Below are 20,762 nucleotides of genomic sequence, written 5' to 3'. Positions count from 1 at the left end.
GGGGCTTGCCCCCGATGAGGCACTGTCAGTGCATGCATCTGCGCCTGACACACCGCCATCGGGAGCAAGCCCCCTCCCACATTTGAACGCCATGCGTCAGGAGGAATGTATTTACCCGCAGACGCGGCGTGACTGGATTGGCTTCCGTGTAGTGCGCGAGCTCCAAGCCCTACACCAACCCAATGTGGGAGGGGGCTTGCCCCCGATGAGGCACTGTCAGTGCATGCATCTGCGCCTGACACACCGCCATCGGGGGCAAGCCCCCTCCCACATTTGAACGCCATGCGTCAGGAGGAATGTATTTACCCGCAGACGCGGCATGACTGGATTGGTTTTCGGGCAGTGCGCGAGCTCCAAGCCATACACCAACCCAATGTGGGAGGGGCTTGCCCCCGATGAGGCACTGTCAGTGCATGCATCTGCGCCTGACACACCGCCATCGGGAGCAAGCCCCCTCCCACATTTGAACGCCACGCATCAGGAGGAATGTATTTACCCGCAGACGCGGCATGACTGGATTGGTTTTCGGGCAGTGCGCGTGCTCCAGGCCATACACCAAGCCCCTCCCACACTTTGACTTTCATACCACTCGAAGAGTGTACTCAGCCTTTCTGGGCCAACCGCTCGAGGCCTTCATGCAGCGCCGGGAACAGGCTGTTGTTGAAGTTGTTCCAGCGCAGTTCGAGGATGGTGTCTTGCGGCGAAATCTCGGTCTTCAATACGTCGTGGAACACTTCGCCGGAATCAATGCCGTTATCCACATAGTGGAATGACGCACCGGTGAGGTACAGCGGCTCCGAAGGCTTGGTGGCCCTGGTCGCCCAGTCCACCACGGTCTGCCCACGTGCGCCATACAACGCGTTCCAGGTGGCATAGGCACCACGGCGTTCGTAAGGCGATTCGATACGGGTGATACCCGGATGGATGTTCATGATGCGCCGCGCAAACGGCGCGCCTGGGCGCACCAGTTCATCGAGGATCACCAGCAAGCCATCGAGCACCACAATGTCGGCTTTCAACTCGACCAGCACGTCATGCAGGCGTCGTTCGAAATCCTGTTTGCCGGCGATATGCTCGGCGCTGCCCCGAGGCAGGCGACGATAGGTCGACGGCACGTTCAGCAACAGGTCGTTGACCAACTTGCCCTGCACGCGCAGGTCGGCCGGGTACAACCATGGACGGCCAGGCGTGCAGGCGAAACCGTAATCGGCGACCAGCGCCTGATCCCGCGGGTTGTGCTCATCATCGTCGTACACCACCCCGACCAGATTGTAGGCGTCGCCCAGCGCGGTGTCGTTGAGCGAGCCCACCAGAAACTCCAGCACCGACTTCATGTAGCGCTCATGGTCCTTGTAGGCCACCGGCTGCCCGGCCTTGTCGGCGGCGGCATTTCTCAGGGACCAGACATACACCAGGTTCTTTTTCGTCATTGTTTCGCTCTCGCAGAAGGAATACGTACGGCGTGAATACCCGTGCGCCTACACAACAAGAACGAACCAGCCCTCGCGCAATTTATCCAGCGCCGTCACCGCCCGGCACACCGAGCTAAATAGTCGCGCCGACACTTCGTTTGTCATGGGTAAGGGTCTGTGTGCCCAGCCCCTCTTTTCACTCTCCGGGATGTATTTATGACCGACCCCAAACGCGGCGCCTTCAAAGGCTTGCTCGCCCTGCTCCGGCCCTTTCGCACCATTGTGACGGTCTCCGTTGCCCTCGGCATGGTGGGCGGCCTGGCTATTACATTGTTGCTGGCGACCATCAATAACGCGCTGCATTCGGCGGCCGGCATGACCCAGGGCGTGGTCCTGACGTTTGCGGCGCTGTGCGTGGTGGCGCTGCTGAGTTCGATCATTTCCGACATCGGCACCAACTACGTCGGGCAACGGATCATCGCCGCCCTGCGCAAGGACCTGGGCGAGAAGGTGTTATCGGCGCCCATCGGCCAGATCGAACGCTATCGCTCCCACCGCCTGATCCCGGTGCTGACCCACGACGTCGACACCATCAGCGACTTTTCCTTCGCGTTCACGCCGCTGGCCATCGCGGCCACGGTCACCCTCGGTTGCCTGGGCTACCTGGCCTACCTGTCGGTGCCGATGTTCCTGATGATGGTGGTGGCGATCATTATCGGCAGCGCCGTGCAGTTCATCGCCGGCGGCAAAGGCATCCAGGGCTTCGACCTGGCGCGCAGCCATGAAGACGAGTTGCAGCGTTACTACAACGCCATTGCGTCCGGCGCCAAGGAACTGCGCATGCACCGGCCACGGCGGTTTCGCATGAACACCCACCGCATCCAGGAAACCGCTGACCGCATCAGCGATATCCAGGTGCGTTCGGTCAACATCTACATCCTGGCCAAGACATTTGGCTCGATGCTGTTCTTCGTGGTCATCGGCCTGGCCCTGGCGATGCAGGCGTATAACCCCAACCCGGACCCGACGGTGATCACCGGCTTCGTGCTGGTGCTGCTGTACATGAAAGGCCCGTTGGAACACCTGCTGGGTTACCTGCCCGTGGTGGGCAAGGCCAAGATCGCATTTGGCCGCATCAGTGAACTGTCGGAGCGTTTTTCGTCGCCCGAACCGCACCTGCTGATGGACGACAGCGAAGCGCCCAAACCGGTGGTCAACAGCCTCGAACTGCGCGATGTAAGCTACAGCCCGCCAGCGGTCGAAGGCAGCGAGCCGTTCCACCTGGGGCCGATCAACCTGAGTATCCAGCAAGGCGATATCGTGTTTATCGTCGGTGAAAACGGCAGCGGCAAGACCACCCTGATCAAACTGCTGCTGGGTCTTTACCCACCTCAGGGCGGCGAGATTCGCCTGAATGGCGAAGCGGTCACCGACCCTGAGCGCGATGACTATCGCCAGCTGTTCACCACGGTGTTTTCCGACTATTACCTGTTCGACGACCTGGTCCAAGGCAGCGCCACCCAGTCCCTGGACAGCGCCACCAAGTACCTGGAACGCCTGGAAATCGCGCACAAGGTCAGCGTCAAGGACGGCGTGTTCAGCACCACCGACCTGTCCACCGGCCAGCGCAAGCGCCTGGCATTGGTCAACGCCTGGCTGGAAGAACGCCCGGTGCTGGTGTTCGACGAATGGGCCGCCGACCAGGACCCGGCCTTCCGCCGGATCTTCTACACCGAGCTGTTGCCGGACCTCAAGCGCCTGGGCAAGACCATCATCGTGATCAGCCACGACGACCGTTATTTCGACATCGCCGACCAGTTGGTACGCCTGCGCGCCGGCCAGGTGGTACACGAAATGGAGCCCGCGTGAATTTTATTTTCCGGTTTTTCCAGGTAGGAACGTCTCACTAGTGGTAATGAGAATTAACCTCAATAGATACGATAACTGCCCACTTAAAACCTAGAAGAGAAAGCATCCATGCCAGCACGACTCGGTCTGAGCCCCCTGAGCAAAGCGTTATCCATGCGCAGGGCCCTGAACATGAACCTTCTTCCGAGTGCCCTGGCACTGGCAGTGTCGCTGCCGATTGCAGGCTACGTTCAGGCCCAGGAGATCGAGTTGAACATTCCTGCACAGCCGCTGGGGAGCGCGCTGCAGGAATTTGGCCGCCAGACCAATGTGCAAGTGTTGTACAGCCCTGGCGACGTGCAGGGTAAGAACAGTCGCGCAATCAACGGCAAGATGCAGCCGCAGCAGGCCATCGATGCGTTGCTGGCAGGCAGCCAGACCACCTACAGCCTTAACGGCAATACCTTGACGGTGGCCGCCGCCAGCGCAGGTGGCGGGCTGGAACTGAGCCCGACCGAGGTCACCGCCAACTACCTGGGCAACATCACCGAAGGTTCGGGCTCCTACACCCCGGGCACCATCGCCACCGCCACGCGCCTGACCCTGACGCCCCGGCAAACGCCGCAGTCGATCACCGTGGTCACTCGCCAGCACATCGAGGACTTCGGCCTCAACAACATGGATGACGTGATGCGCCACACCCCGGGCATCACGGTGTCTGCCTATGACAGCGACCGTACCAACTACTACTCCCGGGGTTTCTCGGTCAACAGCTTCCAGTACGACGGTATTCCTTCCACTGTGCGCAACGTCGGTTACTCGGCGGGCAATACCTTGAGCGACATGGCGATCTACGACCGTGTCGAAGTGCTCAAGGGCGCTACCGGCCTGCTCAACGGCGCCGGCTCCCTGGGGGCGACCATCAACCTGATCCGCAAGAAACCGACCTCGGATTTCAAAGGGCATGTGCAATTGGGCGCCGGCTCCTGGGACAACTACCGCAGTGAAGTGGATGTCAGCGGGCCCCTGACCGACAGCGGCAATATCCGTGGGCGTGCGGTGGCCGCGTACCAGGACAAGAAGTCGTTCATGGACCACTACTCGCGCAAGACCGAAACCTACTACGGCATTACCGAATTCGACCTGTCCCCCGACACCCTGCTGACCGTGGGCTTCGACTACCAGGACAACGTTCCGCAGGGTTCGAGCTGGTCCGGCTCCTTCCCGCTGGTAAACTCCAACGGCAGCATCAACAAGATGCCGCGCTCCTACAACAACGGCACCACTTGGAGTTCCTGGGAGCAGAACACCCGTACCGCGTTCGCCATGCTCGAGCATGACCTGGGCGACGGCTGGGTGACCAAGTTCCAGCTCGACCACAAGATCAACGGCTACCACGCCGACCTCGGTTCGATTCAGTTCGTCCAGCCGGCAGCCGATGGCACTGCCGAAATCAACGGGCAGAAGTACACCGGCGAAACCAAAAGCACCTCCGCCGACCTCTACGCCACCGGACCTTTCAGCCTGTTCGGCCGTGAACATGAGCTGGTGGTGGGCGGCTCGATCGGCACCTCGCGCTGGCAGGGCAAGGGTTACTGGTCCCCGGAATGGCCGGGCGGCAACAAAGTCGATTTCTATAACTGGAACGGCCACCTCGCCAAGCCTATCTACGGCCCGGCCCAGCAGTACATCGATGACACCATCCGCCAGACGGGTTACTACGTGACCACACGCTTGAACGTGATGGATGACCTGAACGTGATCCTCGGCGGGCGCGTAGCCAACTATCACGTCACCGGTAACAACCCTTCCTACAAGGAAACCGGGCGGTTCATTCCTTATGCCGGGGTGATCTACGACCTCAACGACAACTTCTCGGCGTACGCCAGCTACACCGACATTTTCCAGCCTCAGGAAAGTACCTATAAAGACCGCAACGAAAAACTGCTGGAACCGGACGAAGGACAAAACTACGAGATTGGCCTCAAGGGTGAGTTCTTCGATGGCCGCCTGAACACCAGCATCGCTTACTTCGAAGTGCATGAGACCAACCGTGCGATCTCCGACGATGCGTACAACAACCAGACGCCGACCCCGCGGAACTATGCATTCAAAGGCTCCAAGGCCGTGACCAAGGGCTACGAAGCGGAAATCACCGGTGAGTTGAGCCCGGGCTGGCAAGTGCAAGGTGGCTACACCCACAAAATCGTGCGCGATGACGACGACAAGAAGATCTCCACCTTCGAGCCCGAGCATCAGGTCAACCTGAACACCACCTACAAGCTCAAGGGTGACCTGGACAAGTTCACCATCGGCGGCGGCGTGCGCTGGCAGACCAAGGGCTGGAACGAGATCTGGAACGGGCCACTCGAAACCAATCAGGACATCACCCAGGAATCCTACTGGCTGGTGGACCTGATGACCCGCTACCAGGTCACCAAGAACCTGTCGGCAACGGTCAACTTCAACAACATCTTCGACAAGTCATACTACACCAACGTCGGTTTCTATAACTCTGCCGCCTACGGCGAGCCGCGTAACGTGATGGTCAGTACGCGTTGGGACTTCTGACGTGATGCCTTGATCACCCCGGTGATCAAAAATAACGCCCGGTGAGCGCAGCATGCTCTCCGGGCGTTTTTATTTGTGCCATGGGTGGAGAAGCGTCAGCCACCCACAAGGCGACTGACCCGCAGCCATCGACGGCATAGGCAGCGACACGGCAGGTGTACTCAACTCGCCTGCACAGCCGGCGTCGCCAATCGATTGCAGCCATACAGCACCATGCCCAGCACAATCAGCGCCCCACCGCGCAACCAGGTATCCAGGCTTTGCTGGCTAAGCAGAATCAGGCACGAAACAATCGCCAGCACCGGCACCCAGCTCGGCACACGAAAATGCTTCTCCTCAATGGTGTCACGCCGCAATACCAGCACCGCCAGGTTGGTACTAAGGAACACGAACAGCAGCAACAAAACCACTGTCTCGGCCAATGCCGCCAGCGTGCCGGTCAATGTCAAGGCGATGGCCACGGCCGTGCTGGCAATGATCGCCAGCCAAGGCGTACGGCGCTTGGCCAGCACGCGCGACAACGGCTCCGGCAACAGGCCCATGCGCGCCATGCCGTAGGTCAGGCGGCTGGCCATGACCATTGTCAACAGCGCGCCATTGGCGACCGCCACCAAGGCGATGAAGGCAAACAATTGCGGTGGAATATTCAGGCCCGAGGCGCTCACCACTTCAAGCAGCGGTGCCGACGTGGCTGTCAGCTTGTCCATCGGCAGCACCACGGAGGCGGCAACACCGACCGCCATATACACGATGCCCGCCACGATCAATGCGGCGAACAGCGCACGCGGATAAACCTTGCGCACACCACGGATTTCTTCCGCCAGATTAGCCGACGTCTCGAAGCCGACGAACGAATAGAACGCCAGTAGCGCAGCGCCGAGCACGGCGAGCATCGGATTGATGCCGGGCTTGAATTCGAACGCTCGCCCCAGGTTGGCTTCGCCGGAGTGGAAACACCAGGCTGCGGCAACCACCACCAACAGCAGCCCGGACAGTTCCACGCACGTCATCACCATATTGGCGCCCAGCGATTCCTTGATCCCGCGGGCATTCAACAGCGCAATCACCAGCAAAAAGACCAGCGCCGCCCAGTGCGGCGGCACGTCAACGAACGCCGCCAGGTAGTCACCGGCAAACGCCAGGGATAACCCGGCGGCGCTGGTCACGGCGGCTGCAAGCATGCAAAAGCCCACCAGGAACGAAATCAGCGGCGACTTGAACGCCTTTTCGGCGAACACCGACGCGGCGCCTGCATGGGGGTATTTGGTCACCAATTCGGCGTACGAGCCGGCCGTGAGCATGGCGAAGAACAACGCCACCAGCAGCGGCACCCAGATCGCCCCGCCGACCTGGCCGGCGATGGTTCCGGCCAGCGCATACACGCCTGCGCCGAGCACATCGCCCAGGATGAACAGGAACAACATCGGGCCGGTTACGGCGCGGCGCAAGGACGGCTTGGAAGGTTCGGCGTGGCTGAGGCTGGATTCGGTCATGGACGGCTCTGGCGGCGGGTTGCAGTCAGCAATCATCCGGCGCAGGCCGGCTGAAGCGGGGCTATCTGCAATGGAGAATGCCTGCGCGGCCAAAGTTCCGTTATTTGGTAGCGCCTATACCTACCTCTTGGCCGAGGGCTTGCCGAATGGGCTCGTGGATCCGTGCCTGAAGCCCGGTGGCATGTTCCAGCCGCTCGCATTGCCCTTGAGCATGTTCGCGGCCTGCTGCTGGGCTCAGCGGAACGTCTGTAAAAATCCCACGCTGAAACGTGTCAGCCAAGGCATCACCCAAAAATATGCATAAATGCATTTTAGCCCTTGACCCGAGTGAGCCAGTCTTTTAAAGTCGAATCACTGTATATGAATACAGTATTTATCTTACCTTCATGGACGAGGTTTCCTATGAAAAGCACCACTGAAAAATTTGGCAAAACACCCCACCTACCCAGCCTGTGGACCCGCGCCGATGCGCTCAAAGTCCATGCGGACGACCCCACCACCACCCAGCCACTGGTCAGTGCCGACTTCCCGGTGCTGAGCGATAAGGTGTTTATCTGGGACACCATGCCGCTGCGTGACATTGATGGAAATATCACCTCCGTCGATGGCTGGTCGGTGATCTTCACCCTGACCGCGGATCGTCACCCCAACGACCCGCAGTACCTCGATCAGAACGGTAACTACGACATCGCCCGCGACTGGAACGATCGCCATGGTCGGGCAAAGATGTACTACTGGTACTCCCGCACCGGCAAGGACTGGAAACTCGGCGGCCGGGTAATGGCCGAAGGCGTTTCGCCAACGGTGCGCGAATGGGCCGGCACGCCGATCCTGTTGAACGAGCAAGGCGAGGTGGACCTCTACTACACCGCCGTCACGCCGGGCGCGACCATCGTCAAGGTGCGTGGCCGCGTGGTGACCACCGAGCATGGCGTCAGCCTGGTGGGCTTCGAGAAGGTCAAGCCGTTGTTCGAGGCCGACGGCAAGATGTACCAGACCGAAGCGCAGAACGCCTTCTGGGGTTTCCGCGATCCATGGCCGTTCCGCGACCCGAAGGACGGCAAGCTGTACATGCTGTTCGAAGGCAACGTGGCCGGCGAGCGCGGCTCGCACAAGGTGGGCAAGGCAGAAATCGGCGATGTGCCGCCCGGTTACGAAGACGTCGGCAACTCGCGCTTCCAGACCGCCTGCGTCGGTATCGCCGTGGCCCGTGACGAAGACGGGGACGACTGGGAAATGCTGCCGCCGCTGCTGACCGCAGTCGGCGTCAACGACCAGACCGAACGTCCGCACTTCGTGTTCCAGGACGGCAAGTATTACCTGTTCACCATCAGCCACACCTTCACCTACGGCGACGGTGTAACAGGGCCGGATGGGGTGTACGGTTTTGTCGCAGACTCGCTGTTCGGCCCTTACGTGCCCTTGAACGGTTCCGGCCTGGTCCTGGGAAATCCGTCCTCCCAGCCCTTCCAGACCTACTCCCACTGCGTAATGCCCAACGGTCTGGTGACTTCCTTCATCGACAGCGTACCCACCGGCGAAAGCGGGACACAGATGCGCATCGGCGGCACCGAGGCACCGACCGTGGGCATCAAGATCAAAGGGCAGCAGACATTCGTGGTCGCCGAGTATGACTACGGTTACATCCCGCCGATGGTTGACGTCACGCTCAAGTAAGCAAGGCAAACGGACGTCGTAGCGTCTATTTCATAAACCACAGGGTAAAAAAGCCACTCGATCGAGTGGCTTTTTTACGCAAGTTACGCACCGGCTACCCGGATACCTCATGCCGGCCGCGACGTGAACGCCAGGCGAACTGCCAGCAATACCAACACGAATGCCAGGCCCCGCGACTGCCACTTTGCGGGCTCGCCTTGGTGGGTAGCGTAACCCCGGATGATTCCCCCCATCAGGCCCAGCACGACGTGAAAAATGATCGCGATCAAGGTTAATACCAACCCCAGCACGACTATTTGCAAGGCGACCGCCGCACTGCCGCGCACAACGAACTGCGGCAAAAACACCATGAAAAACAGCAGCGCTTTCGGGTTGAGCAACGAATTGAGCATCGCACGGATGAACACCGACATCAGCGACATCTGGAGGGTGGCATGCGTTGAACCTCCGGCACGAACCCGCAGGGCGTTCCAGGCCATCCAGAGTAGATAGAACGCGCCGGCCCAGCGGATCAGGTCGAACGAGGGCGGCCACTGAGCTATGGCGGCGGTGAGGCCGGCGGCGGTGAGCGCGGTCAGTACGAGGTCGGCCGCGCCGATGCCCAATGCGGCAGCGACGCCGCCACGCCAGCCGTAGCTCGCGCCGTGCGCAATCACAAAGGCCATATTGGGGCCAGGAGACATCAGTAACAGCAACACGGCCCCTGCGAACAGCAACAGCGTCGATGGCTCTACCATGAGCGCTCCAGATCGCCGTAATAGACGTTGTGAGGCGCGCTGCCATGGGGGGTCGCTGCGTGTTGGATCAGCCAGAGTGGCGCAATCACGGCGTCATGAAAAGCCGCTGCTCGTTCAAGGTCGGTGCACCTGAGCGTAACGTGACTGAACATGCCTCAATCGATTCGACGCCACTGGAACTGTTGCCTCCTGCGTGCCGGGTTCGCCTCCTTGCTGTATGTGAATGGGAGCCTACGCTCGCCCATCGATACACACAAAGAATTGTCCTGGATACATTCAACCGGACCATTGTCCACGCGCCAGGATCGAGTTGGCGACAGTCCTTTTCGGCTCTAGCGACAGTGCGGTGTTGCGCGGCGCCTTGTGGCTGACCAGCCGCGGCCAACCGAGCTGCGCGCGGACAATGACCACGGCTTCCAGGACTTTCTGCGCCCAGCGTACATCCTGCGGATTAACCACGACCACGCGGAACCCATGATCAGCCCCTTCAATCTGCACGCCCTCGGAATCATCAACGTGCAAGTCGATATCGAATGCCGGCGGATACTTCGAAGGCGCATTCGACAACCCATGCCCGGTCAGGGCGCGGTTGTGCAGCACACTGTTAACGACCCCATCAACGCGGATTCCATAGAGCAACAGCCAGCGGCGGATGTAGGACGGTGTGCGGCCGGACGAGGTATAGACCCAGACGCTGCACCCCTGGCGACGCAAATCGCGGATCAGGGAACGTGTACCGATGCGCAACGGCTCACCCAGCCAACGATGCACACAGGCCGGCAGCCAGCTGGTTTCGACAGCGCAGTGGTGGAGCTGGCAGGCCAGCGTGTCATCGATATCAAATGAAATACGCAGGCGTTGACGCTTGAATCTGCGCATCAGTGGCCTCCCTGTCGTTTGGGCAGCGGCGTGCCGCTGAGGAAAAATTTGTTGGGATCAGGCGCCTGGTTCTCCAGGAACGCGGCGTACTTCTTCTTGATCTTGGGCAACTCGTACAACGCCTTGACGCCATGTTTGGCAGAGTTGCGTATCACCGAGGACGGGTTGAAGTAGCCCTCGGCATTTTCAAGCGTCAGCACGAACGGCGGCAAACCTGCACGCATGAGCAGATAGCTGACGATAAGCGACCCACTGCGGTTGTTGCCTTCAATGAACAACTGCGGCTTGCTGAGGATGCGCACATAAACGCCGGCCGCCCGCTTCCAGACCGATTCGCTGCGATACGCGCAGTACCAGTTGAACAGGTCCTTGATGCCGCCTTCGACGTTATTGAAGAAATGCTCCTCGGTGGCCGCAAGGTGCTGCGCGTATTCCACGCGCCGCGCCGGGTCTCGACCGCACAGCACGGTGGCGTTGATTTCCAGCATCAGGTTCAGCTGATGAAGATCAAACAGGTCAACGCCGCGTGCGACATAGTCGTCAATCAACGCATAGCCTTCAAGCACATTGAGCAGCACTTCGTCGGTCAAGGGGTCACGCGGCTCGGTGAAGTGACGGCTAAGCTCGGCGAAGCGCTCCTGCACTTCGCGCAATGCGCGTTCGATGGCTGGCAGATCCAGGCGATGCGTTGCAGACATTGAAACTCCTTGGAAACACGAGGTAAAAAATCTACCGGTTCACGCCACATCCATTTGGCGTTTGCACGTAGGCGGCGCAGGCCGGACGGTGTTGCTCAGCTGAACTTGCCGCTGATGTAATCTTCGGTCATTTGCTCGCGCGGCTTGCCGAAAATCTGCGCGGTCGGGCCCATCTCGACCAGATACCCCGTGCGCGTGCCCTGGGAAATATCCACCGAGAAAAACGCCGTGGTGTCCGCCACACGGATCGCCTGCTGCATGTTGTGGGTCACCAGCGCGATGGTGTAATCCTTCTTCAGCTCGACCATCAGTTCCTCGACGCGACGGGTGGCAATCGGGTCGAGCGCCGAGCACGGTTCATCCAGCAGCAACACTTCCGGCTCGGTGGCGATCGCGCGTGCGATACACAGACGTTGCTGCTGGCCGCCGGAGAGCGACAAACCGCTGACCTTCAACTTGTCCTTGACCTCGTCCCACAGGGCGGCGCCTTGCAGCGCGTGTTTGACGCGGTCGCCCAGGTCGCCCTTGTAGCGATTGAGGCGCAGGCCAAAGGCGACGTTGTCGAAGATGCTCATCGAGAACGGGTTCGGCTGCTGGAACACCATGCCGATGTAACGACGCACGACCACAGGATCGACGCCCTTGCCGTACACGTCCTGGCCGAGAAAATGCACATGCCCTTCGAAACGAAAGCCCTTGACCAGGTCATTCATGCGGTTGAGGCTGCGCAGCACGGTGCTTTTGCCACAGCCGGAAGGCCCGATGAAACCGGTGATCTTGTTTTTTTCGATCGGCACGTGGCTGTCACGCACGGCCATGAAGTTGCCGTAGAAAATCTTGTCCAGCTTGCAGTCCATGACCACAGGCGACTGGGTCACAAACGGAGCGGCTATTTGCGCAGTGGATACGTTCAAAATTCAGGTGCTCCCGCTCTTAGTACTTGGGTTTGCCGAAAATACGGCTCACGACATTCACGACCAGCACGATCATCACCAGCACCAGCGAAGCCGCCCACGCGAGTTCAAGCTGATTGTCGAAGGGCATGCCGGAGAAGTTGTAGATCAGCACGGCCAACGAGGCTGTCGGGTTCATGACGGCCAGGTTGCCGTCGTGGTAGATCCAGTAGTTGCTGAACAGCGCGGTGAACAGCAATGGCGCGGTTTCGCCGGCAGCTCGCGCCACGGCCAGCATGACGCCGGTCAGGATCGCCGGCAGGCCGGTGGGCAAGACGATTTTCCAGATCACCTGCGAACGGGTGCAACCCATGCCGTAGGCAGCGTCCTTCATGATCTTGGGCACCATGCGCATCGACTCTTCAGCCGTCAGCACCACGATCGGCAGCATCAGCACGGCCAGCGCCACGCCACCTGCCGGTGCCGAGTAGGTCCCGGTGGTCATCACCACCAGCGCGTAGGCAAACACCCCGGCCAGAATGGACGGCAAGCCGGTGAGCATCTTGGCGGCAAAGCGCGCAGCGTTCGCCAGCTTGCTGTCAGGCCCCAGCTCCGCGAGAAACACCGCGGCCAGGATACCGACCGGCACGGCGATGGCCGCCGCAATGCCGACCATGACCAAGGTGCCGGCCATGGCGTTGCCGAAGCCGCCGCCGGTCTCGAAACCGGTCGGCGGCAGCTCGGTGAAGAGCTCCAGGCTCAGGCGCGCACCGCCTCGGGTGATCAGCATATACAGCACGGAGATCAGCGGTACGCTGGCCAGCAGCGCACCGAACCAGACCAGCGTGGTCAAGACCAGGCTGCGCAGGGCGCGGCCTTCGAAGCGACGCTGCAGGCTGGGCAGCGCGGCGGCAGGCGTGGTGAGGTTGGTCATTGGCGAGTCCCCCGCTGGGCGTAGAGCATGATCATCGAACCCGCGACGTTGACCAGCAGCGTGATGAACATCAGCACCAGCGCCGCGTACATCAACACCTCGATCTCGTTCGGTCCGGCCTCGGGAAAGTTCAGCGCCAACAAGGCCGCCAGGGTATTGGCCGGTGCAAACAGCGACAGGGAAATGTTGTTTGCGTTACCCACCAGCATCGCCAGGGCCATGGTTTCCCCCAGGGCGCGGCCCAGGCCCAGCACCAGGGAGCCGAAGATACCGGTGGCGGCCGACGGCACCATCACCTTGAGAATCGCTTCCCAGTGCGTCGTGCCCATGCCGTAGGCAGCCTGTTTGGTTTTCATCGGCACCGCGGTGAGCGCGTCCTGGGACACCGCGGCAATGGTCGGCAGGATCATGATCGCCAATACCAGCGCGGCCGGCAGCAGGCCCGGCCCGCTCAGGGACGTACCGAAAAAGGGAATCCAGCCCAGTTCTGTATTGAGCCACGCCGTCAGCGGCCGGATGGCGGGAATGACCACGTAGATGCCCCACAGGCCGTACACCACACTGGGGATTGCCGCGAGCAATTCGACGATGGTGCGAAACACCGCAGCCAGCTTGGCGGGAAGGAAATCCTGGGTGAGGAAAATCGCCATGCTGACGCCAAAGAAGCCGGCGATCAGCAACGCGATGAAGGCACTGTACAGCGTGCCCCAAATCGCCGGCAGAATGCCGTACTTGCCTTGGTTGACATCCCAGACACTGCCCAGCAGCACGTCAAAACCGTGCTTTTCCATGCCTGGAAGGGCTTTGCGCCCTACTTCGAACACCAGCGCGAAGACCAGCGCCAGCACCAGCACCACGCCGATGCGTGCAAGCGCACGGAAGGTGCGATCCATCACGAAGTCCTTGGTGGACGGCGGCTGGCACGCAGAGTCCGGGTTACCCGGTACGACAAAAGGTGTGTTCATGGATTAATTCCGAAACAGGGAGGAAACGCTTCCGACAGGGCTGACCGCCCACGCCGGAAGCGACCTGACACGCCTTACTGGATGTTGGCGGACGCCTTGCGAACCTGCTCGACTACCGAAGGCGGCAGCGGGATGTAGCCCATGGAGTCAGCGATTTTCTGACCTTCGGTCAGGCTGTACTCAACCATTTCACGCATGGCCTTGGCCTTGGCCGGGTTGCCGTTGTCCTTGCGGAAAATCATCCAGGTGTAGGACGTGATCGGGTAGGACTTGGCGCCGTCCGGGTCCGGCAGCCAGGCCACCAGGCTTTCCGGCATCTTCACCGCGGCCAGTGCTTCTGCACCGCTTTCGGCATTGGGCACAACATACTGGCCGGCCTTGTTCTGCAACTGGGCGAAGTCAACCTTGGCCAGTTTGGCGAAACCGTATTCGATGTAGCCAATCGCGCCTGGCGTCTGGCGTACGGTGGCGGTCACACCGTCGTTCTTGGGCGACTTGATGAACTTGTCGGTGGCCGGCCAGTTGACGGTGTTGCCTTCACCCAATGCCTCTTTGAAGCCAGGGTTGATCGCCGCCAGGTGCTTGGTGAATACCGCGGTGGTGCCACTGGAGTCGGCACGCACCACGACGGTGATAGGCGTAGCCGGCAGCTTCAGGTCCGGGTTGGCGGCAACGATCTTCGGATCGTTCCACTGGGTGATCTTGCCCAGGAAGATATCGGAGTACACGTCGCGCGGCAGCTTCAGACCCTTCGGGTTGCCCGGCAGGTTGTAGGCCAGCACGATTTCGCCGGCGGTCATCGGCAGCAGTTGTACACCTTCGGCAACCTTGGCGATGTCTTCGTCTTTCATCGCGGAGTCACTGGCGGCGAAGTCGACGGTTTTGTTCAGGAAGTCCTGTACCCCCGCCCCGCTGCCCTTGGACTGGTAGTCAACCGTGACGCCCGCACTTTTCTTGCTGAAATCCTTGAACCAGGTGAGGTAGATCGGGGCCGGGAAACTGGCCCCGGAACCGGTCAGGCGGATGCTTTCGGCAGCAAACACCGAAGTGGCGCTCAGAGAAACCGCGACGGCGAGTGCAGCAGACTTCATCAAGCTTTTCATTCAGGAACTCCGTGGTGTAATTTCGGGCTCCCGGGACTGTGCAGCAGCTTTGTTACGATTTTATGAAAAATCCATGGCAGACGTGTTTTTGCCCCCTTTTGCCGGTGCAAACTGGCATTTTGCCGTGATTGATTCGTAACAAATTGCGACTAACAGGCGTATTCGTCCCTTTCGGGCGCGAAACGAGACGAAGACGCCCGCCGGCTTACTTGCCGCCCGTCACGTCAAGGAATGTGCCGGTCACAAACGACGCTTCGGCGCCGGCCAGCCAGAGAATGGCCTGCGCCACTTCCTCCGGTTGGCCGCCGCGCCCCATGGGAATCGAGTCTTTGACGCGATCCACGCGGCCCGGCTCGCCGCCGCTGGCGTGCATCTCGGTGTAGATGTGCCCGGGGCGAACACAGTTGACGCGTATGCCCTCGCGCGCCACTTCCTTGGCAAACCCGATGGTAAATGTCTCCAGGGCGCCCTTTGACGCCGCATAGTCGATGTATTCGTTGGGGCTGCCCAGGCGTGCCGCGCCGGAAGACACATTGATCACCACCCCGCCCGGCCCGTTGTGCCGGTAAGCCATGCGCTTGACCGCCTGCTGGGCACAGAGCATCGGGCCGATGGCATTGACCGCGAAGATACGTTGCATGCGTTCAAAGCCAAGATCCTCCAGGCGCGACTGGGTCTGCAGCACCCCGGCGTTATTGACCAGTACATCAATGCGCCCGAACGTGCGGTCGATGGCCGCGAACAACTGCGCAACCTGTTCGGGGTCTGCGCTGTCGGCCCGCACGGCCAGGGCCCTGCGCCCCACTGCCTGCACATCCGCCACCACCGCCAACGCCGCCGCTTCACTGGCCACGTAGCTGATAGCGACGTCATAACCCTTGGCGGCGGCCAGCCGAGCGGTGGCTGCCCCCACGCCGCGACTGCCTCCGGTGATCAGGATCAAGGGTGCCTGTGTGACCTTTTCCATTTCAATGACCTCCTGTGTTATTGGCTGTATCAGCCGATGATAAGCGTGCCGGCTACGATCACGACACACGCCAGGATCCGGCGCACGGTGAGCGTCTCGCCGAGAAACAGGTAGCCGATCAACAGCGCAAACAGCACGCTGGTTTCGCGCAATGCCGATACCGCGCCCAGGGGCGCTTCGTTCATGGCGTAGATAACGATTGCGTAGGCCAGCAAGGAGACCAGCCCGCCGAGCACAGCGGTCAACAGGCCGGGCCGCACGCAGAACAGGCTGCGGGCATCGCGCAGGCCGATGTACACCACCGGCATCAGCACGCCCCACAAGGCGCACATCCATGCAGTGTAAGCCAGCGGCGCGCCGGAGAGCCTGGCACCGATACCGTCGACGACGCTGTAGGCCGCGATGAAGCAGCCGGTGCCCAGCGCATAGGGCAGGCTGGGAACCGACAGGCTGCGCCCCTTGAACGCCAGCGAAATGATCCCGCCAGAGACCAGCGTGATACCCAGCAACTGGCCGGGCGCGATGCGCTCGCCGGCAAACACGGCGGCACCCAGGGTGATCAGGGCCGGCGACGACCCACGCGAAATCGGATAGATCTGCCCCAGGTCACCGACCCGATAGCTACGCACCAGAAACAGGTTGTAGCCCACATGCAGTAACGCTGAGAGCAGCGCATACCCCCAGCTCTCAGTCGCGGGTATTGGCATGAACGCTGCGGCGACGCTGCAGGTGATGGCGATGGCAATACACATCACCGTCATCGACCACAGCCGGTCGGCACCGCCACGCAGCAGCGCATTCCAGCTGGCGTGCAGGAGCGCGGCGAAAAGAACCAGGCAAACAAGATGGATAGGCATGCGCCATCTTAGGCAGCCCGGCACCGGAACGACAGCGAAGTTTGCTCATTGCGCCATGAACGAATACTCATACCCTAGTGAGCGGCCTGTTGCACTTTCAGCGCCTCGGCCATCAACCACTGTCGCAAGTCGAGGATGTGCGGCTGTGCCTCGACGCCCTTGGGGCAGACGAAATAGTAGGCCAGCGGCGATGGGAACGGCACATCGAACAGCCGTACCAGACGGCCATCGCTGATTTCGTTTTCCACGTGGCCGCTGCGCACCAAGGCTACGCCCTGGCCGAGCAAGGCGGCCTCGACCGTCATATTGCTGTCACCGAACCTGACACTTTCCCTGAGCGGTGAAAACCCCAGCCCCACGGCTTGAAACCAGGCCTCCCATTTCGGCACCAGTTCGGCGCCATCGCGGGTCAGCAGCGGCAAACGCAACAACTCGGCCGGATCGCGCGGTGTTCCGAGGCGCTGCAGCAAGTCGGGGCTGGCCACCGGAAACACCTGCTCGCCGAACAGGAACTGCGAATACAGGCCGGGATAACTGCCCTTGCCCAGCCGAATCGCGACATCGGCCTGGCCCCCCGAGAAGTGGATGATCTTGTCGGTGGTGTCCAGCGACACCAGCAGCTCGGGGTGCTGACGGGCCAGGCTCGGCAAGCGCGGCAGCAGCCATTTGAGTGCGAACGAATAGGTGGTGCTGACGCTGAGTCGAACCCGGCCTTTTTGCTCGCGCAGATCGCCCAGGGTCGCCTCCAGGCTGATGAAGAATTCGCGCACGATGGGCGCCAGCGTAGCCCCCGCTGCCGTGAGGCGTAGCGGTTGACCGCGTTCAAACAGCTGCAGCCCCCACAGCGTTTCCAGATGCTTGAGCTGGTGGCTGACCGCGCTCTGGCTCACATGCAGTTCCTGGGCGGCGGCTGTAAAGGTCGGATGCCGCGTGGCGGCTTCAAACGCGCGCAAGGTGGCGGTCGGCGGCAGGTCTCTCATCGGCAGGGTCTCGGCGAATGGGCAGGAACAGGTTGGGCATGAGCTCAGGCTCATGTTACCCCGGTCGCCGGGTAATTGATTCAAACAGGGATGGGCGACCGACCGATGCGCGCTCCAGGCCGCTGGCTTTACGCGGGAGCCGGCGCAGTACCCGACTGCGCTAATGAATGGGTGGTAGGGTTACGCCAATGCCCACCGATAGAACCGTGCCTGAATATGGAACTGTACATCCGCCCCGCCACACTCGACGACGTGCATGCACTCCTCGCACTGGACGCCTACGCCACGGCCCACGCCAGTCGCCGTGTATTTATCCATGACGCCGTGGTGCGCCAGCAATGCCTGGTCGCCGAGGCAGGCGGCCAGTGCGCTGGCTACCTGCTGCTGACCAATGATTTCTTCCATCACGACTTTGTGGCGCTGGTGGTCGTGGCGCCGATGCACCAACGCCAGGGGGTGGCGCTGGCGCTGCTGGCGGGCGCCGAAAAGCTGTGCAAAACGCCCAAGCTGTTTGCCTCGACCAACCTCTCCAACACCGCTTCCCAGGCGATGCTGGCCAAGGCCGGGTTCATACCGAGCGGTCGAATCGAGAACCTTGATGAAGGCGACCCGGAACAGGTGTACGTCAAATTCGTTCGCTGAACCGGGCCGGTCAGAGCCTACACCGGAAACTGTGCCCTGATCAGCGTGCCACCCTCGTCCAGGTTGCTGGCGGTCATGGCGCCGCCATGGGCCTGGCAGATCGCCCGGGCGATGGACAAGCCTAGCCCGCTGCCGCCCGAGTAACGCGCCCTGGAGCGTTCCGCCCGCCAGAAGCGATCAAATACGCTGTCCAGATGCTGTGCTTCGATGCCCGGGCCACGGTCACCGATTTCAATCACTACCTGGTCTTGAACCTGACACGCCACAATATTCAACTCACCGCCGCCTGCCGCATAACGCAGCAGGTTATCAACCAGAATGTTGATGACCTGGCCCAGGCGATCGCGATCGGCATGCACCCGCAGCCCATCGGTCATACTGACCTGTGTTCGAACGCCGGCCTGATCCAATTGCGGCTCAAACCAGGCCAGCCGTTCGGCCACCAGCGCCATCAGGGGGAAATCGCTGCGCTCGAGCACCAACCGGCCAGCCCTGGCCATCGACAACAGGTGCAAATCATCCACCAGTTTGCTCAGCTGATCGAGCTGACGCTTGACCATGCCCAACTGCGCCGCATCGCTGGGAAACACCTCGTCGAGCATACCCTGCACGCGCCCCATGGCGGCATTCAACGGCGTGCGCAGCTCGTGGGCAATGACCGCGCTGGACTCTCGCACGTCACGCTCATAGCGCTCCAGTTGGGTGCTCATGCTGTTGAAGTCGCTGACCAAGCGTTGCAGCTCGTCGGGTGCAGCGCGGTGGACCGGCAGGCGCGTCAGGAAATCCCCGCCGGCGACGCGCCTGGCGCCCTGGGCAATCGTCGAAAACTGGCTGGACAAGGGCCGCGAAAACCACAGGCCGCAAGCAATGATGATGGGGATGGCGGCCAGCACCAGGCCAACCAGTACCAGCCAGTCGTGATTGGCGATGGCCGGCTGGAAATAGTCCAGGGGGTAGTACTGGGCAACCAATTGACGCAAGCGTGGCTCGTTGAGCCCTGGATCGGCGCGCAGTTGCTGCAACTCTTCGCGCAGCCCCGGCGGCAGATGCTGCACAAAACTCCAATCCGCCAGCGTGATGTTGATCCACATGCACACCGAGATCACCACCACCGCGCCGATCGCCAGCAGGCTCATGCGCATGCCGATCCAGCGCCACAGTGGTTTGTCGTTGATCTGCGATTTATCCGCAGGGGGTTTATCCAACATGGGGCTCACCTGAACCGATAGCCAATGGAGCGCACCGTCACCAGTACCCCGGCGATGCCATGGGTTTCCAGCTTGCGGCGCAGGTTGTGCACATGGGTATCGACGACACGGGCCAGGGCTTCGCTTTCCGGCAGGCAGATTTCCAGCAGCTCGTCACGGGTGAAGGCCTTGGACGGGGTCTGGAGCAACGTCACCAGCAGCTTGAATTCCGTCGGCGTCAGGTCCAGCCATTGCGGTGGTGCATCGCCCTGCTCGATGGCTGCAGTAAAAGCATCGAGATCCACCCGCAGGTTCTCATGGCGCAACAGGTGTGCCACCGGCTGGTTGCCGGTGGTGCGTCGCAGCACCGCCTGCACCCTCGCCACCACTTCGCGCGGGCTGTAGGGCTTGACCACATAGTCGTCCGCGCCGTAGCGCAAGGCGCCAAGCTTTTCCGGTTCGTCGCCCATGGCCGTGACCATGATCACCGGCGTGTCACTGCTGCGGCGCACGGCGGACAACACCTCGGTGCCACTCAAGCGCGGCAGCATCACGTCGAGCAATATCAGGTCGGGCTGCCAGCTCTTGTGCAGGTCGAGACCGCGCTGACCGTCTTCGGCCAAGGCCACCTCATAGCCATCGCGGCGCAGATAGGCTTCGAGAATGCTGGCGCTGTCGGCGTCGTCTTCGACAATGAGGATACGTTTTCCTGACACAAAGAAGCCTCTTGATGAAACCTTGATAATTTGCGAACGGTTTATTGAAAGTCCGCTGCCAGGATTGCCCTGTGCCCGACTTTCGCGAACCGATCCTATGCCTACCACCGCACTGCTGTCCAAGCCTATCAACTCGCCTGAACGGCTCCCTGCAAGCGCCAGCTGTTTCATCCCCGGGGCCGAGCGTGGCCCTGTCCGTATGG

19 protein-coding genes are annotated in these 20,762 nt (G+C 61.2%); 5 read left to right on the top strand and 14 right to left on the bottom strand.

Annotated features, from left to right (window positions below):
• Window positions 1-602: 602 nt before the first annotated feature.
• Window positions 603-1,430: a N(5)-hydroxyornithine transformylase PvdF gene (locus PspCFBP13528_RS15665; protein ID WP_137200572.1), complete on the bottom strand. Its 828-nt coding sequence runs from the start codon at window positions 1,428-1,430 to the stop codon at window positions 603-605.
• A 198-nt stretch (window positions 1,431-1,628) separates the two neighbouring features.
• On the opposite strand from PspCFBP13528_RS15665, the gene PspCFBP13528_RS15660 reads away from it, so the two are divergent.
• The gene (locus tag PspCFBP13528_RS15660) at window positions 1,629-3,281 is read left to right on the top strand and encodes a cyclic peptide export ABC transporter (RefSeq protein WP_065952833.1); all 1,653 of its coding nucleotides are present in this window, start codon (window positions 1,629-1,631) and stop codon (window positions 3,279-3,281) included.
• Between the two features lie 108 nt (window positions 3,282-3,389).
• Window positions 3,390-5,831: a TonB-dependent siderophore receptor gene (locus PspCFBP13528_RS15655; protein WP_137200570.1), complete on the top strand. Its 2,442-nt coding sequence runs from the start codon at window positions 3,390-3,392 to the stop codon at window positions 5,829-5,831.
• Window positions 5,832-5,992: 161 nt separating this feature from the next.
• On the opposite strand, the gene PspCFBP13528_RS15650 is transcribed toward PspCFBP13528_RS15655, so the two are convergent.
• The gene (locus PspCFBP13528_RS15650; RefSeq protein ID WP_232790595.1) at window positions 5,993-7,324 is read right to left on the bottom strand and encodes an APC family permease; all 1,332 of its coding nucleotides are present in this window, start codon (window positions 7,322-7,324) and stop codon (window positions 5,993-5,995) included.
• Here PspCFBP13528_RS15650 and PspCFBP13528_RS15645 point away from each other — a divergent pair.
• Window positions 7,323-7,628 (top strand): hypothetical protein, encoded by a 306-nt coding sequence (locus PspCFBP13528_RS15645; RefSeq protein WP_137200568.1) that lies wholly within the window; start codon window positions 7,323-7,325, stop codon window positions 7,626-7,628. The genes PspCFBP13528_RS15650 and PspCFBP13528_RS15645 overlap by 2 nt on opposite strands.
• A 98-nt stretch (window positions 7,629-7,726) precedes the next feature.
• Window positions 7,727-9,001 carry a glycoside hydrolase family 68 protein gene (locus tag PspCFBP13528_RS15640; RefSeq protein WP_101220996.1) on the top strand — a complete coding sequence of 425 codons (1,275 nt, stop codon included), beginning with the start codon at window positions 7,727-7,729 and terminating at the stop codon, window positions 8,999-9,001.
• Between the two features lie 107 nt (window positions 9,002-9,108).
• On the opposite strand, the gene PspCFBP13528_RS15635 is transcribed toward PspCFBP13528_RS15640, so the two are convergent.
• The 10 genes from PspCFBP13528_RS15635 to PspCFBP13528_RS15590 all read right to left on the bottom strand — a co-directional run bounded on the left by PspCFBP13528_RS15635 (window position 9,109) and on the right by PspCFBP13528_RS15590 (window position 18,014).
• Window positions 9,109-9,738, bottom strand: coding sequence for a LysE family translocator (locus tag PspCFBP13528_RS15635; protein ID WP_137200566.1), 630 nt, complete (start codon window positions 9,736-9,738; stop codon window positions 9,109-9,111).
• Between the two features lie 276 nt (window positions 9,739-10,014).
• Entirely contained in the window at window positions 10,015-10,617 is a 603-nt protein-coding gene (locus PspCFBP13528_RS15630) for a hypothetical protein (RefSeq protein ID WP_232790594.1), read from the bottom strand.
• Window positions 10,617-11,315: a hypothetical protein gene (locus PspCFBP13528_RS15625; protein WP_065952840.1), complete on the bottom strand. Its 699-nt coding sequence runs from the start codon at window positions 11,313-11,315 to the stop codon at window positions 10,617-10,619. Before PspCFBP13528_RS15625 ends, PspCFBP13528_RS15630 begins: the two co-directional genes overlap by 1 nt.
• A 95-nt stretch (window positions 11,316-11,410) precedes the next feature.
• Complete coding sequence (gene pstB, locus PspCFBP13528_RS15620; RefSeq protein WP_065888298.1) at window positions 11,411-12,172, bottom strand: phosphate ABC transporter ATP-binding protein PstB; 762 nt, start codon at window positions 12,170-12,172, stop codon at window positions 11,411-11,413.
• 76 nt (window positions 12,173-12,248) lie between these two features.
• Entirely contained in the window at window positions 12,249-13,142 is an 894-nt protein-coding gene (pstA, locus tag PspCFBP13528_RS15615) for a phosphate ABC transporter permease PstA (protein WP_065952842.1), read from the bottom strand.
• Window positions 13,139-14,107, bottom strand: coding sequence for a phosphate ABC transporter permease subunit PstC (gene pstC, locus PspCFBP13528_RS15610; RefSeq protein ID WP_065952843.1), 969 nt, complete (start codon window positions 14,105-14,107; stop codon window positions 13,139-13,141). The genes pstA and pstC overlap by 4 nt, the downstream gene beginning before the upstream one ends.
• 74 nt (window positions 14,108-14,181) lie before the next feature.
• Window positions 14,182-15,210 (bottom strand): phosphate ABC transporter substrate-binding protein PstS, encoded by a 1,029-nt coding sequence (gene pstS / locus PspCFBP13528_RS15605; RefSeq protein ID WP_057725519.1) that lies wholly within the window; start codon window positions 15,208-15,210, stop codon window positions 14,182-14,184.
• A 205-nt stretch (window positions 15,211-15,415) separates the two neighbouring features.
• On the bottom strand, window positions 15,416-16,177 hold the full coding sequence (locus tag PspCFBP13528_RS15600; protein ID WP_065952844.1) for an SDR family oxidoreductase: 762 nt from the start codon (window positions 16,175-16,177) through the stop codon (window positions 15,416-15,418).
• Between the two features lie 29 nt (window positions 16,178-16,206).
• Window positions 16,207-17,034 carry a DMT family transporter gene (locus PspCFBP13528_RS15595; RefSeq protein WP_065952845.1) on the bottom strand — a complete coding sequence of 276 codons (828 nt, stop codon included), beginning with the start codon at window positions 17,032-17,034 and terminating at the stop codon, window positions 16,207-16,209.
• 74 nt (window positions 17,035-17,108) lie between these two features.
• Complete coding sequence (locus tag PspCFBP13528_RS15590; RefSeq protein WP_101220993.1) at window positions 17,109-18,014, bottom strand: LysR substrate-binding domain-containing protein; 906 nt, start codon at window positions 18,012-18,014, stop codon at window positions 17,109-17,111.
• Between the two features lie 216 nt (window positions 18,015-18,230).
• On the opposite strand from PspCFBP13528_RS15590, the gene PspCFBP13528_RS15585 reads away from it, so the two are divergent.
• The gene (locus PspCFBP13528_RS15585; RefSeq protein WP_137200564.1) at window positions 18,231-18,656 is read left to right on the top strand and encodes a GNAT family N-acetyltransferase; all 426 of its coding nucleotides are present in this window, start codon (window positions 18,231-18,233) and stop codon (window positions 18,654-18,656) included.
• A 17-nt stretch (window positions 18,657-18,673) separates the two neighbouring features.
• Here PspCFBP13528_RS15585 and PspCFBP13528_RS15580 read toward each other — a convergent pair whose 3' ends face one another.
• Entirely contained in the window at window positions 18,674-19,864 is a 1,191-nt protein-coding gene (locus tag PspCFBP13528_RS15580; RefSeq protein WP_137200562.1) for an ATP-binding protein, read from the bottom strand.
• Between the two features lie 5 nt (window positions 19,865-19,869).
• Window positions 19,870-20,559 (bottom strand): response regulator, encoded by a 690-nt coding sequence (locus tag PspCFBP13528_RS15575; protein ID WP_137200560.1) that lies wholly within the window; start codon window positions 20,557-20,559, stop codon window positions 19,870-19,872.
• Window positions 20,560-20,762 lie beyond the last annotated feature (203 nt).

The sequence above is a fragment of the Pseudomonas sp. CFBP13528 genome (assembly GCF_005233615.1).
Classification (GTDB): domain Bacteria; phylum Pseudomonadota; class Gammaproteobacteria; order Pseudomonadales; family Pseudomonadaceae; genus Aquipseudomonas; species Aquipseudomonas fluorescens_AM.
This window is presented reverse-complemented; position numbering and strand designations above follow the sequence as displayed.